Origin of the sequence: Halomonas sp. AOP7-E1-9 (assembly GCF_052376035.1) — a bacterium.
GTDB classification, from domain to species: domain Bacteria; phylum Pseudomonadota; class Gammaproteobacteria; order Pseudomonadales; family Halomonadaceae; genus Vreelandella; species Vreelandella citrativorans.
On sequence record NZ_JBQSVC010000001.1, the window covers coordinates 59,466 to 73,928 of the forward strand.

At 53.6% G+C, this 14,463-nt stretch carries 13 protein-coding genes; 1 reads left to right on the plus strand and 12 read right to left on the minus strand.

The window, feature by feature from the left end; all coding sequences use genetic code 11:
* The 11 genes from pdxJ to rpoE form a co-directional block, all read right to left on the minus strand.
* Positions 1-837, minus strand: coding sequence for a pyridoxine 5'-phosphate synthase (gene pdxJ, locus ACT3R4_RS00270; RefSeq protein WP_172116409.1), 837 nt, complete (start codon positions 835-837; stop codon positions 1-3).
* A gap of 35 nt (positions 838-872) precedes the next feature.
* On the minus strand, positions 873-1,565 hold the full coding sequence (gene recO / locus ACT3R4_RS00275; protein ID WP_441677087.1) for a DNA repair protein RecO: 693 nt from the start codon (positions 1,563-1,565) through the stop codon (positions 873-875).
* Positions 1,566-1,573: 8 nt separating this feature from the next.
* Positions 1,574-2,473 (minus strand): GTPase Era, encoded by a 900-nt coding sequence (gene era / locus ACT3R4_RS00280; RefSeq protein ID WP_441677086.1) that lies wholly within the window; start codon positions 2,471-2,473, stop codon positions 1,574-1,576.
* The gene (gene rnc / locus ACT3R4_RS00285; protein ID WP_087109215.1) at positions 2,470-3,162 is read right to left on the minus strand and encodes a ribonuclease III; all 693 of its coding nucleotides are present in this window, start codon (positions 3,160-3,162) and stop codon (positions 2,470-2,472) included. Before rnc ends, era begins: the two co-directional genes overlap by 4 nt.
* Positions 3,163-3,227: 65 nt before the next feature.
* Positions 3,228-4,031 carry a signal peptidase I gene (gene lepB / locus ACT3R4_RS00290; protein WP_172116406.1) on the minus strand — a complete coding sequence of 268 codons (804 nt, stop codon included), beginning with the start codon at positions 4,029-4,031 and terminating at the stop codon, positions 3,228-3,230.
* 14 nt (positions 4,032-4,045) lie between these two features.
* Positions 4,046-5,863, minus strand: coding sequence for a translation elongation factor 4 (gene lepA / locus ACT3R4_RS00295; protein ID WP_441677085.1), 1,818 nt, complete (start codon positions 5,861-5,863; stop codon positions 4,046-4,048).
* Positions 5,864-6,057: 194 nt separating this feature from the next.
* Positions 6,058-7,473 (minus strand): DegQ family serine endoprotease, encoded by a 1,416-nt coding sequence (locus tag ACT3R4_RS00300; RefSeq protein WP_441677084.1) that lies wholly within the window; start codon positions 7,471-7,473, stop codon positions 6,058-6,060.
* 66 nt (positions 7,474-7,539) lie between these two features.
* A complete protein-coding gene (locus tag ACT3R4_RS00305; RefSeq protein ID WP_441677083.1) occupies positions 7,540-7,983 on the minus strand; it encodes a SoxR reducing system RseC family protein in 444 nt (147 codons plus the stop codon).
* 67 nt (positions 7,984-8,050) lie between these two features.
* On the minus strand, positions 8,051-8,998 hold the full coding sequence (locus ACT3R4_RS00310; protein WP_441677082.1) for a MucB/RseB C-terminal domain-containing protein: 948 nt from the start codon (positions 8,996-8,998) through the stop codon (positions 8,051-8,053).
* A 166-nt stretch (positions 8,999-9,164) separates the two neighbouring features.
* The gene (locus ACT3R4_RS00315) at positions 9,165-9,899 is read right to left on the minus strand and encodes a sigma-E factor negative regulatory protein (protein ID WP_441677081.1); all 735 of its coding nucleotides are present in this window, start codon (positions 9,897-9,899) and stop codon (positions 9,165-9,167) included.
* A gap of 356 nt (positions 9,900-10,255) precedes the next feature.
* Positions 10,256-10,855 carry an RNA polymerase sigma factor RpoE gene (gene rpoE, locus ACT3R4_RS00320; RefSeq protein WP_172116400.1) on the minus strand — a complete coding sequence of 200 codons (600 nt, stop codon included), beginning with the start codon at positions 10,853-10,855 and terminating at the stop codon, positions 10,256-10,258.
* Between the two features lie 330 nt (positions 10,856-11,185).
* On the opposite strand from rpoE, the gene ACT3R4_RS00325 reads away from it, so the two are divergent.
* Positions 11,186-12,262 carry a 3-deoxy-7-phosphoheptulonate synthase gene (locus ACT3R4_RS00325; RefSeq protein ID WP_172116399.1) on the plus strand — a complete coding sequence of 359 codons (1,077 nt, stop codon included), beginning with the start codon at positions 11,186-11,188 and terminating at the stop codon, positions 12,260-12,262.
* 70 nt (positions 12,263-12,332) lie between these two features.
* On the opposite strand, the gene dinG is transcribed toward ACT3R4_RS00325, so the two are convergent.
* Complete coding sequence (dinG, locus tag ACT3R4_RS00330) at positions 12,333-14,462, minus strand: ATP-dependent DNA helicase DinG (RefSeq protein ID WP_441677080.1); 2,130 nt, start codon at positions 14,460-14,462, stop codon at positions 12,333-12,335.
* Position 14,463 lies beyond the last annotated feature (1 nt).

A 14,463-nucleotide genomic window follows, 5' to 3' on the forward strand; every position in this document is an offset into this window, starting at 1 on the left:
TTAGTGACCACAGCAGTCATGATGACCATGCGTATGCTCATCTGCATGCTCATGGCTATGTTCATGATCGTGAGCATCTAAAGCCGCCATCAACCCCGCTTCCTGGCCTGCAATAATAAGCCGCTTCATTTCCTGAACAGCCTCTTTGAGGCCAACAAACAGCGCGCGAGCAATAATGGCGTGTCCGATATTCAGCTCATTCACCCCAGGCAGTGCGGCTATCGCTTCTGCATTATGGTAATGAAGCCCATGCCCAGCGTTAACCACCAGCCCCAAGGAAACGGCCTGAGTCGCTGCTGCGGTTAAGCGCTGATACTCAGCATTTGCGGCGTCACTCCCCAGCTTCTCTTCTGCATAAGCACCGGTGTGCAGTTCAATCGTTGGGGCACCAGCGCGATGAGCCGCATCAATTTGCGCTTCATCAGGATCAATAAACAGCGATACGTCACAGCCTGCGTTTTTCAGCCGCTCGCACGCTTTGGCAACCGCATCAAAACTACCGACCACATCCAGACCGCCCTCTGTGGTAAGTTCTTCGCGTTTTTCAGGTACCAGGCATACGTGTGCTGGGCGCACCTCTTCAGCCAACGCGAGCATCTCTTCGGTCACTGCCATCTCTAAATTCATACGGGTATTTAACACGTCCGCCAACAGCCTGACATCGCGAAGCTGTATATGGCGGCGGTCTTCGCGTAAATGCACCGTAATGCCATCTGCGCCCGCTTCTTCAGCCAACAAAGCAGCCTGTACCGGGTCCGGGTAGCGGGTACCACGTGCCTGACGCAGCGTGGCGATATGGTCGATATTAACGCCCAGTAGAATACGCGGAGGATGCATAACTATCTCCATTCCAAAAAAGTCATAAGCATGAACTATGGCTGACGCCGGCGGGCCAGTGCCATCATTAGCTCCCGAGAGCGCAGTGCAGCAGACCCCAAATGCGGTGCTAGTGCCGCCCGCATGACTGTCTTAAGAACGCTTGCTAGCCCCGCATGTTGCCAGTCACCCTGCTCAATATAACGCAATGCGCGCCCTTCAAGCCCCTGCTCTGCAGGAAGAAAAGCACGGCTTTGTGCATCAAACCGATAGCGGGCTTGCGGGTCCAGCACGTTATTATCTGGCGTACAAAAACGCGGGGTAGCTTCAAGCGCATCCAACAATGCCCACTCATACCGCCGCAAGGCAAGAGCGCGCCTGGAAGGCACTGGCAGCGCTTCAAGCAGCGCCGTATAGAAGGCAAAAACATCGGGCGCAGCGAGTTCCAGGGGCAGCAGCCGGGTGGCGATTTCATTCGCGTAAAGACCGCATAGGAGCCCCTCTCCTGCCAGTAATGCCGTTTGTCCACGCGACTCCATCAAGGTGAGGCGTTTCAAATCGCGTTCGCCGCGCCAGCTAACAAACAGCGGCGTAAACGGCTGTAGTCGTTGACGCGACTTGGACCCCGGCCGCTGCCCTCCGTGGGCAACGGCGCGGATACGGCCATTATTAAGCGTCAGTAAATCGACTAACGCGCTGGTTTCACGGTAGGGTTTACGATGCAGTAAAAAAGCGGGTTCCGCTGACATTGCGACACTCAATCGAGGTCGTAACCCAGGCTTTTCAGGGCACGCTCGTCATCGGACCAACCGCGCTTCACCTTGACCCACATATTAAGCATGACCTTGGTACCCAGCACGCGCTCCATATCCAGGCGCGCCTCGCGGCCGATGCTCTTGATCCGGTCACCGTTTTCGCCGATCAGGATGACTTTCTGCCCTTGGCGTTCCACCAGAATCAGCGCGCTGATATGCGTGACGCGCCCGGCTTCACGGAACTCTTCAATTTCAACGGTCATCTGGTAGGGCAACTCGTCACCCAACTGACGCATGACTTTTTCACGCACCAGCTCAGCGGCCATAAAGCGCAGGCTCTTGTCGGTAATCTGGTCTTCCGGAAAGAAGTGCACGCTTTCTGGCAGATGTTTAGCCACTTCCTCTTCCAGCGTTTCTACCTGGGTGCCGTGCTTGGCTGAAATAGGTACAACGGCTGCAAACTCACGCCGCGCGCCCACTTCAGCAAGCCAGGGTAGTAACTCGCCCTTATCCTGTAGACGATCCACCTTATTGACGGCCAGAATAACCGGTGCCTTAACATGCTCAAGACGCTTGAGCACGGCCTGGTCTTCGTCAGTCCAGCGGGTACGATCAATAATAAATACCACACAGTCAACATCACGAAGTGCTTGGGTAGCCGCCTGGTTCATAAAGCGGTTGATGGCTTTATTACGGTCTTTGGACATGATGTGCATGCCCGGTGTATCCACGTAAATAAACTGCGTATCTTCAACCGTTTTAATACCCATTACCTGATGGCGCGTGGTTTGCGGACGCCGCGAGGTAATCGAGATTTTTTGCCCCAGAATACGATTCATGAGGGTTGATTTGCCTACGTTAGGCCGTCCAACAATGGCCACAAAGCCGCAGGATTGGCTCATGATTTGTCTCCTGGTTTTTTCTCAAGGTACGAAAGCGCTTCTTCTGCCGCTTGCTGTTCAGCATGGCGGCGACTAGGGCCTTTACCGGTGGTATGCTTGCTTAGTAGCTCAATGTAGCACTCCACGGTAAAGGTCTGGGCATGCGCCTCGCCCTTTACAGAGACCACTTCATAGCGCGGCAGCGCTGACTGACGCGACTGCAAAAACTCTTGTAAGCGTGTTTTAGGGTCTTTCTGGGTATCTTGTAACGAGATATTCTCTAGACGCTCGGCGTACCAGGAAAGCACGCGTTCCCGGACAACATCCATGCCGGCGTCCAGGTAAATGGCACCAATTATCGCTTCAACCGCATCGGCGAGAATCGACTCACGGCGATGCCCTCCGCTTTTCATTTCCCCCGACCCCAAGCGCAAGCATTCTCCAAAGGTCATTTCACGGGCGAGCTCAGCAAGCGTTTGGCCTTTCACCAAACGCGCGCGAAGGCGCGATAACTGCCCTTCCCGCGCTTGAGGGAAACGTTGAAACAAGGCTTCTGCGATAACGAAATTAACAATTGAATCACCCAGAAATTCCAGGCGCTCATTGTTACGACCACCGTAGCTTCGGTGCGTCATGGCCAGTTCCAAGAGCGTCTCGTCGCCAAAGGTATGGCCGATTCGTCGGCAAAAAGCGTTTAAAGGATTACTCACAAGGCTCCTACGTCATTGACGTTAACTATTAGTGACATGACTAACCAGGGCTGACATAAACTTATTCATTCAATCCGTCGCACCGTATTAAAGCTGGGCAACCCGCCGTCCCAATGCATCCAAACAGCAAATGCACGACCCACAATATTCTCTTCCGGCACAAACCCCCAGTAACGGCTATCGTTGGAGTGATCGCGATTATCGCCCATCATGAAGTAGTGACCTTCAGGCACTTCAACTTCGCGCATTTGCGGCCCTGGGTCGCGGGGGTTGTTGTAGATAGTATGGCGCACGCTACCCAACTGCTCTTCTAATAATAGCTCTTGTGGCGAGGCATCGGGGCCTTCTTCCAATAACGTTTTAGTGACCAGTTCGCCGTTCACATAAAGCTGTTTATCTTCGTAGCGAATACGGTCGCCCGGAAGGCCTACCACCCGTTTGATAAAGTTGACCGATGGCTCATCCGGGAAGCGAAACACCATCACATCGCCACGCTCAGGCTCACCAACCTCCAAAATACGGTTGTGAACCACCGGCAAACGCAAGCCGTAGGCAAACTTGTTCACCAGGATAAAATCGCCTACTTCCAGCGTAGGCCGCATTGAACCCGAGGGAATTTGAAACGGTTCGACAATAAAACTGCGTACTACCAATACCACCAGAAGTACCGGGAAAAAAGAGCGCGCATAATCGACCGGCCAAGGCTCTTTTAAAAGTTTTTCCTGTGTTGGTGCGTCGATGTTCCCAGCAGCGGCTTCCTCTGCTTTCGCCAACCGCTCACGACGCTTAGGCCGCAGCCAAATCACATCGATAAAATAAACGACCCCTGAAATTACAACGGCCAGTACCAGCAGTAATGAAAAATCCATAAAGGAAACCTTCCCTAGTCGTTAACCTTGAGCACAGCGAGGAAGGCATCCTGGGGAATTTCAACGCGCCCCACCTGCTTCATCCGTTTTTTACCGGCTTTCTGTTTTTCCAGCAGTTTTTTCTTACGGCTTACATCACCGCCATAACATTTTGCCGTTACGTTTTTACGCAGGGCTTTTACGGTAGAGCGCGCCACTACCTGGCCACCGATAGCGGCCTGAATGGCCACGTCAAACATCTGGCGCGGAATCAGCTCTTTCATTTTTTCGACCAGCAGCCGGCCGCGACTATGGGCATGATCACGGTGAATAATCACCGCGAGGGCATCTACCTTTTCGCTATTGATCAGCACGTCCAGGCGCACCAGCTTGGCCGCTTCGAAACGCTCGAAATTGTACTCAAGCGACGCGTAACCGCGGGAGATGGATTTCAGACGGTCGAAGAAGTCCATGACCACTTCCGACATCGGCAACTCATAGGCTAACTGAATCTGGTTACCCAGGAACTGCATGTCTTTCTGGGTACCGCGGCGCTGCTCACACTCGGTAATGACGTTACCCACAAATTCCTGAGGCACCAGAATACTGGCTCTCACGATGGGTTCACGCATCTCATCCACGTCTGCCATATCCGGCAGCTTGGAGGGGTTGGAGATGTAAGTGACATCACCATTCTTCATCGCAAGCTCGTATACCACGGTCGGTGCCGTGGTAATCAGGTCAATATTGTATTCGCGCTCAAGCCGCTCCTGGATAATCTCCATGTGGAGCGTGCCCAGGAAACCGACGCGAAAACCAAAGCCCAGAGCATCCGAGTTTTCCGGTTCATACTCTAAAGAGGCATCGTTAAGCGCGAGCTTTTCAAGCGCATCCCGGAAGTCTTCGTAGTCATCAGCACTGACGGGGAACATCCCAGCATACACCTGAGGCTTCACCTTCTGAAAACCAGGCAGACGCGGCACGTCGGGCGTTTTGGTATGCGTGATAGTGTCACCCACTGGCGCACCGTGAATCTCTTTAATGCCTGCGACAACAAAGCCCACCTCACCCGCGCGCAGGATATTGGTCTCTTTGCGCAACGGAGTAAAAATGCCCACTTCAGTGGCGTTCCAGTCGCGGCCCGTTGACTTGATACGGATCTTGTCGCCCTTGCGCAGCGTGCCATCAAACAAGCGCACCAGCGAAACTACGCCCAGATAGTTATCAAACCAGGAGTCAATGATCAATGCTTGCAGGGGGGCATTCCGGTCACCTTTGGGCGGCGGAATATCACGCACCAAACGTTCAAGCAGTCCTTCAATGCCAATACCGCTTTTGGCGGACACCTGGCAAGCGTCTGTGGCGTCGAGACCAATGATTTCCTCAACCTCTTGCGCCACCTTGTCCGGGTCGGCTTGGGGTAAATCGATTTTATTGAGGACCGGCAATACTTCCAGGCCCTGCTCGATGGCGGTATAGCAGTTAGCCACCGACTGCGCCTCAACCCCTTGGCCCGCATCTACGACCAGCAGCGCCCCTTCGCAGGCGTACAGTGAGCGCGATACTTCGTAGGAGAAATCCACGTGGCCTGGCGTATCGATGAAATTAAGCTGATACACCTCGCCATCGGCCGCAGTGTAATCGAGCGTCACCGATTGCGCTTTAATGGTGATACCACGCTCGCGCTCAATGTCCATGGAGTCGAGCACTTGCTCTTTAAGCTCACGCTGGGTCAATCCACCGCAGGTTTGGATCAAGCGATCAGAGAGCGTTGATTTCCCGTGATCGATATGAGCGATAATTGAGAAGTTTCTTATGTTCTTTAAATTACTGCTAGAAACGTCGTGGGACATCGAGAGTGGTCTGCCTTAGTGGTACGTAAGCGGCTTTACTACCAGCCGCCTCGAGAGTTTAAAGCCCGAAAACAGCTGGCATGTTGGCCACTTTGCCTATTTCCGTTAAAAAGATAAGCGCTATTGTAGCGATATGTGGGGGATAGGAACAGCAGTCCGGCGAGAACCGCCGGACTGGGTAGGCAGAGAAGGTCTTATTCCAGACGTAAAGCTAAAAACAGTGAGCGACCCTCACGGTAAACACGTACTGGAATTGCCCGATCACTTGGTAGCTGTTCAACAATGTCTAACAACTCATCCGGAGAAGACACGCTGCGGTGATCAACACTTACCAGTACATCGCCAACGTGGAGGCCCGCTTGAGCGGCAACGCTACCCGGCTCAATCTGACGCACTGCAACGCCCCCCTCAATATTTAGGCGCTCACGCATCGCGTCATCCAACTCGGCAACCGAAATGCCCAAACGCACCTGATTGTTGCTTTCATCACCCTGTGTGGCTGCTTCGGAATCGGGCCAATGACCCAGCGCTACCGTCTCCGTTACCTCTTCGCCATCGCGCATTAAGGTAAGCTCCACATCACTTCCAGGCGTAACACGGCCAATTAAGCGCGGCAGCGTGCTTGAGCGATCAACCTCTTCGCCATTGACGCCAGTAATCACGTCGCCAGCACGCAAGCCGCCTTGCGCTGCAGGGCCTTCCGGGTCAAGGTCAGCAATGAGCGCCCCACTTGCGTTTTCCATACCAAAGGATTCGGCCAAATCCTGAGATACAGGTTGAATCATGACGCCTAGCCAACCGCGATCAACGCGTCCCTCTTCACGCAGTTGATCAGCAACGTCCATGGCGACATTAATGGGTATCGCAAATGAAAGCCCCATAAAGCCACCGCTACGGGTAAAGATTTGCGAGTTAATCCCGACGACTTCTCCGTCAAGGTTAAACAGCGGCCCACCGGAATTACCTGGGTTGATCGCCACATCCGTTTGAATAAAAGGAACGTAGGCATCACGCGGCAATGTGCGATTAATCGCGCTAATAATGCCTGCAGTGACGGAATGATCAAACCCGAACGGAGAGCCAATCGCGGCCACCCACTCACCCACTTTAAGATCGTCAGAATTGCCAAGATTCAAGACCGGTAATTCAGAGGCATCAATTTTTAAAAGTGCAACGTCGGTCTGAGCATCGCTGCCGACCAACTCAGCGGAAAGCTCTCGATGGTCATTCAAGCGCACCAATATCTCGTCAGCATCCTGGACAACGTGGGCGTTAGTCATGATATAGCCATCATCGCTAATCACGAACCCAGACCCCAGCGACTGACGCTCTTCACCACGCCCTTGTCCGCCGCTGCCTGGCGGGGTTGGAAAACTATCGCCAAAAAAATGCCGGAAAATCTCAGGTATCTCTTGCCCGCCGAACCCACCCACTGAAGGGCCACTACTGCGTTGCACGGTACGGCTGGTTGAAATATTGACAACGCCTGGCGCGGCCTCTTCAACCAACTCTGTGAAATCGGGTAAATTATAGGCATAGGCATTTTGGCCTATCATCAATAATGTGGCCATGCATAGCCATAATGCGGAAGGAAGAACCAAGCGCTTCATGTAAGAGCTCCTAATAAAGCAGACATCAAACGAAGGAAGTGCAACTCACCATGAGATGCAGGACGCCTAACTGACCAATTGAGGGCGAAAGCGTTCCGTTCGCCCGCTAAGCATTTTTTTTAAAGTCACACATCCAATGAACAACGTCATAAAAAAACTGGCGGGTGCCCACCACTCAGCCCCGCCTAACGCTGCAACCCCTCCTGATAACATTAGCGCAACCAATAACGGCAGCGCATAGACAAGCAAGGCTAACAGGGTAATATCGGAACGGCCAAGAGTAAGCGTTACGCTTGTGCCAAGCGGGTAGTGTTCGCAAAGTTGGGAGGCATAAGGGGTTTTGACTTCAATACGCTGGTGCTGCTGACGCGCCAACACGCCCATGCCACATCCACGGCCCTGGGCACACTGCTGACAACTCTCTTTAACCGACACATCGACTAACAGCCCACGCGGGGTGTAGCCAACAACGCGACCGGCACGCAGCAAGGCATCTCTTTCAGATTTCATCTACGCATTAATACCTTGGCTGGACTGATTGAGCTGGAGAACATGCGCACAATGTACATAAGAAAATTTAGTCAAACTCAACCGATTGAACAATACGCTGAAGCATTGAAGGGGGAACTTCACCAATACCGACGAGCTGCCAGTACTGCTCGCCTTCAGCATATTCGTCAACCGCTATCGACGAAACACCAATTTGGTGGACGCCGCGATTCAAATCTTGCGGCCCCGCTTGAGGCTCGGCAAAAATGCTAATGGTGGCCAAACCGTCGCTATACAAACGCTGATGCGCCTCGTCACCTTGGGAGAATGTCGGCTGAGCGACAAACCCTTCGGGCAGCCATGAAGGCTGCCAAGCGGGTTCTGTGCTGACGGGCAACGCATCAATGACAACCTGACCTGTATAGCGCTCGGGCTCATTTAATTGTGTTATTTGAAAGGTTTCTAAAATACGACCCGTTGAATCACTTAACACGTGTTTTAACAATAAGCCGGTTGCATTATCCAACCACCACTCATGGGTATAACGCTGCTGGTCATGCGGCTCAAATCGAAGCGTTGCCGCCTCGCGCCCAGCGACTCGGACGTCTTCATCCAGCGAAATATCGTAAAACTGAGAAGCGTGGTCAACCCACCCTTCCAGAGAAGGGAACGCGCCGTTTTCGCTTTTTTCTGACCAAGCCAGCTGTCCTACGCGGGAGCGACGCTCGACGCTTACAGAGGGGCCATCAAGCTGTTGAACAACTTGCTGGCGAACACCATCCTGAATGCGATGAGAAAGCGCTAGCGTGCGCACATCAATGGCATTAATCACCACGGCCCGCGCTTGAAACGTATAACAATGGCTCGCCTGTAAACTTCTTTCCAGCCACACCTGAACATTGCCAGATGCATTTTCAGAGGGCACATCCGCACACATGCCCCGTTCATCAGTTTGTGCATAGAGCTGTAAAGGCAACAGGCTAATGCTCAATAACGCAGCAGAAGCCATCCACCTGTTTCGCCAGGTCACCATCATGCGGGTTTATTCCCTTATCTCTCGGTAGCCACTCTTAGCCTGCTGTTACCTGCCATCTTTCAAATACCTATCTCGAAACCAAGGCATTTTCCCGAGTTATACCTTACGAATACGTGTTTAAAATTCGTATTCAGGTGCCTCACTCCGGAAACATTGTCATAACATGTTAGCGTTGGCCTAGTGGTTCAGTGACAGAAGAACGCATCAATGGCATCCAGCTTTCGCCATTGCCATAAGCGGCACCCTGAGAATGCTGCTCCAGATACGACTGCAGAAGCCTGATCTGATCAACATCAATAGTGGTACCTTGCTGTGCGGGAGCACTTTGAGCCACGGCGGCTGAAGCGAAACCCGTTTCGCTTACGTTCATTAGCCCGTTTTGCGCTTGACCATTAACCCGAAAAGGCGTTGGTTCAAACATCGGCATACTGGCAGAGGTCATTGACGCTGGCTGCGAGGCGGCAAGGTTGACAGGCTGAACCTGACCCGCTGCACCTCCGCCCGTCGAGGACGTTGCCGCAATAGTGTTGCCTGGCTCAATACTTTCACCGTCAGCACCAAAGAACTGAACACCAGTAATCACCATAAGTGATACCGCTGCTGCAACACCGGCGCCGCGGGCAAAAGAGATGTTACTTGACCGAGCAGGGATTGACGCTGGGGCGTCAGCCATCATCGGAGCAGGTTCATCCTGTAAACGCGCCATAATACCGGCGGAAAGGTCGGCGCTCACATCAACACTCCGCTCACGCTGCATCATGCTACGAGCCAAGTGATAACGTCGCCACGTATCTGCCGCATCAGTATCATTTGGCAGTGCCTTCAACACTCGGCGTAGTTCCAGCTCATCACTTTCGCTATCCATTAATGCTGAAAGCGATTCCCGTGTGTTTTGACTCATACTTCACACCCTCACACTGTGTTAAATGAAGCCTTACCGCAGCACGGCAAATAAGCAGCGACCGCTGTAACAACTCCACTGGCCAAGATCTGATAACAACTCGCTTAGTGCAACGCACCTCGCATGATGCTGCCTCATTCTTTGGTACATCAGCCGCTTGATGCGACATGGTAGCTCTAAAGCGTCACGGCTGCTTGTTCTCATCCGCTCAACGGAAGCAACTGATGAGTATGACGCTTTGCCTGCCAGACAGTTCACAAAAAAAGGAAAAACGTAATTTTCTGTGTCCTGACCGTTACCTGCAACTTCTACCTGCAACTTCCAGCAGCACTGTGATTATTCAGTTCTATCGACCACTATTCGTCGCGACTGTTCCGTGCAGTCGTCACTAACGGTCGAATGTGTTCATCCACCGCTTCACGCGCGCGAAAAATCCGCGAACGCACAGTCCCCACTGGGCACTGCATTACCTGAGCAATATCTTCGTAGGCAAGGCCATCCAGTTCGCGCAGCGTAATGGCCGTACGTAGATCGTCCGGTAGCTTTTCAATCGCCTCAAAAACGGCGGCTTCAAGTTGATCACGTGCAATAGCAGCTTCTGGCGACTCGGCATCTGCCAATCGGCCACTCTGGTCGACAAGCTCTGCATCCACAATATCCAGGTCGCTACCAGGTGGCCGTCGGCCCCGAGATACCAGATGGTTTTTAGCCGTATTGATAGCAATGCGATACATCCAGGTATAGAAAGCACTTTCAGCACGAAACTTACCGAGCGCTCGATAGGCTTTGATAAACGCTTCCTGGGCCACGTCCTGGACCTCAGAGTGATCGTGTACGTAGCGACCGATCAAACCAATAATTTTATGCTGGTATTTTTTTACCAGCAGATCAAACGCGCGCGTATCACCTTTTTGGGCACGTTCGACAAGCTGTTGATCCGTTTCCCGAGTGCCCATTCACACGCCCCTCCAGCTCGTACGACATGCGTCGAGCCCTATTTCTGTCACCCCTTTTGAGCGGGCCTTCACAGCAAGCAGCATAGCGTCCCTTGGGCATTAATTAATGACAATGATGACAGCGGCGACCAATTATGCCGCTGTGTTTATGATTCATAACGCTAAGTGTTACGCGTTCTGTACGAGGCATCAAGCGCTTACACACTACTTGCAAAATCTTGAAGCTGACACTGCTCAACGCTTTCAAGTTCCTCAAGAATTGATTTTTACCACCCTGACACGCCATAGTAGGCGTTATTTTTCGCTCACTGCGCACGCATAGGTAGCTAGATGTCAGAACAACAGGTCCATAACCTTAACGTCCTCGCCCAGGATGTCCTCACCACGCCCGACGCACTCAAGCGGGCGGTTCCTCTTACCGATACCGCTGAACGTACGGTCATTGAAGGGCGTCAAACGATTCAGAATATTCTGGATGGTAAAGATCCACGCCTGTTAGTTGTCGTCGGCCCCTGCTCTATCCACGATGTAGACGCAGCGCTGGATTACGCCCGCCGCTTGCGCAAACTGGCCGACCAGGTCAGCGATAGTCTTTATATCGTGATGCGCGTGTATTTTGAAAAGCCTCGCACAACGGTCGGCTGGAAAGGCCTTATCAACGACCCGCACCTCAACGACTCCTTTGAGATTGATGAAGGCCTGCATATTGCGCGCAAGCTGCTGGTCGACCTGGCGGACATTGGCTTGCCGCTGGCGACCGAAGCACTCGACCCCATTTCGCCTCAATATCTGCAAGACTGTATCAGTTGGTCAGCGATTGGTGCACGTACCACTGAGTCACAAACCCACCGCGAAATGGCCTCAGGCCTCTCCTCACCGGTCGGTTTTAAGAACGGAACCGATGGCAGCCTGGACGTCGCTATCAATGCGCTGCAGTCCGTGGCGAGCCCGCATAATTTCCTGGGCATTAACCCAGCCGGTCAAGTAGCCATTATTCGCACCCGGGGTAACGCATACGGCCACGTCGTTCTACGGGGCGGTAACGGCAAACCCAATTACGACAGTGTTAGCGTGACGCTGGCTGAAAAAGAGCTTAAAAAAGCCAATCTTTCTGCCAATATCATGATCGACTGTTCTCACGCCAACTCTAATAAAGACGCGGCTTTACAGCCATTGGTATTGGAGAACGTGACCAACCAAATCCTTGAAGGCAACACCTCTATCATCGGCCTGATGGTGGAATCCAATATCGGCTGGGGCAATCAAAAAGTCCCCGCGGACCTAAGCCAACTGCAGTACGGCGTCTCCATTACGGATGCCTGCATCGACTGGGATACGACGGTAGAAACGTTTACCCGCATGAACGATAAGCTGGCACCGGCACTTGCCAAGCGCATTGCGCAGTAACCTGACTGCATGCACATGCCCCGCTATGGCGTATGCCATAGCGGGGGGGGGGCAGATGATTACAGGTGGCTTATGGGTGAATCTCGCGCCTGAACGGTGGTAAAGCATCCAGTAGCGCCTGACCGTAGCGCCGGGTAATCACACGCTTGTCCAACAACGTAATGACCCCCTGGTCGCTCTCTTTACGAATCAGCCGCCCACAGGCCTGCACCAGTTTAATCGAGGCATCCGGCACGCTAATACGCATAAACGAGTTCCCGCCCTGGCTCTCGATCCACTCGGCAAGCGTCGCCCCTACCGGGTCATCCGGCACTGAAAACGGCAGCCGCGTGATCACCACGTGGGTCAAATAGTCACCAGGCAGATCAATCCCTTCAGCAAAACTGGCTAGCCCAAAAATAATACTGCCTTTGCCCTTGTCGACCGCCGCGCGGTGCCGCTCAATTAACTCTCGTTTGGGCAGCGCATCCTGGGCAAGCACCCGCTCTCTGATGGCCGCTGGCAGACTTTTCTCTACCGCGCGAAGCTGCGCACGAGAAGAAAACAGCACCAGGGCCGCCTCTTTATCGGTCAATTGCGTGACAAACTGAGCGATCGCATTTTCATGTGCATCGCGATCACCCGGGTCCGTCGCCTCCTTTGGCACACGCAGCACCGCATTGGCATAATCAAACGGGCTGGGCAACGCCTGGTAGCGGTACCGATTAGCCAACCCGGCGCGCTCCTGAATGCGTTCAAATCGACCCAGTGCAGTCAGCGTTGCCGAGGTGACCACTGCACCATGGCAGCGCCCCCACAAATGCTTGGCAAGCGTATGGGCCGCTGATACAGGGCTTGCAGAAAACTCAATCTCAGGCTCACCCGCCACCCGACTTAGCGTAAGCCACCGGGCACTTGGCGGCGCGTTAGGGGCATCCTGTTCACTAAACGCTTGCCATAAGGCGTGGGCCTCCAGGGCGCGGCCATGCAGCAGAGCGACCAGTGGCAACCAGCTTTCCGCTTGCTCGCGATCAAGCCCGGTCTGTTTATCAGGATCAAGGCTTTCACGCAGAATCTCGCTGATGCTTTCCAGACAGCGTGAGAGCGTGGCAAACATCACCAGCAGTTGCTGCGCCTGTTCACGCAGTGCATCAGGCACCTGGCCTTTTTCAAACCGCGATTGCAGTATATTTTCTTCATCGGACAGCCCATTGGGCCGCCCTGCCAGCTGGTGCCCTACGCTAAACACATCGCCTAGCACAGGTTCCAGGCCATGGATGGCCTCGGGCAGGCTTGCCAGTAAGCGCGCGATGGTGGGCTGCACCGCCAACGCCTGATTCAGGTCGGTCAAACTGCTTTTAAGCGTGTTTAACCAACGCACACAGCCGTGTACGGCAAACCGGTGGGCGAAATGCGAAAGCGCCTTATCAGGCAGGTGATGGCCTTCATCAAAGACAAAAATGCAGTCGGCAGGATCCGGTAAAATCGCCCCACCTCCCAGCGCCAAATCCGCCAGCACCAGGTCATGGTTGGCAACGATGACATCTGCATTTTCAAGATCACGACGCGAGCGAAAAAAGGCACAGGCGCCAAAGTGGCCACAGCGCCTACCGGTGCATTGGCGGTGGTCTACCGTTAGACGCCGCCAGTGGGCATCATCAATGGTGGTGGGCCAGTTATCGCGGTCGCCCTCCCACTTCCCCTGCCCATAGGCGTCCGTCATATCAGTGGCAAGCACGGTAAAGTCGCTACTTTCGGTTTGCAGCGACTGCTCGAATAGCGAAAGCGTCGGGTTAGGCTCAGCGCCTTCCATTACCTGGTCCAGCTTGGCCACACACACATATCGGCCGCGACCTTTCGCCAACGCGTAGCGAAAGGCAATGCCACTATGGCTGGCAAGCGCGGGCAAGTCTTGATTCAGCACTTGCTCTTGCAAGGCAACCGTAGCGGTCGAAATGACCAGCCGCTTACCACGCGCTTTCGCAATAGGTAATGCAGCGATCAGATACGCCAGCGTTTTGCCGGTACCGGTGCCTGCCTCCAGCACACAGACATGACTGTCGCTGGTGCGCTTGCCTTCGCTATCGCTTTCGATGTCCCCTAGCGTGCGGGCAATCTCAGCAATCATCAGGCGCTGCCCGTAGCGTGGCGTCAGCTCAAGCTTTTCCACCACGCGACGATAAGCGTCCTGAATATCGCTTTTTAGGGCATCATCAAGCATG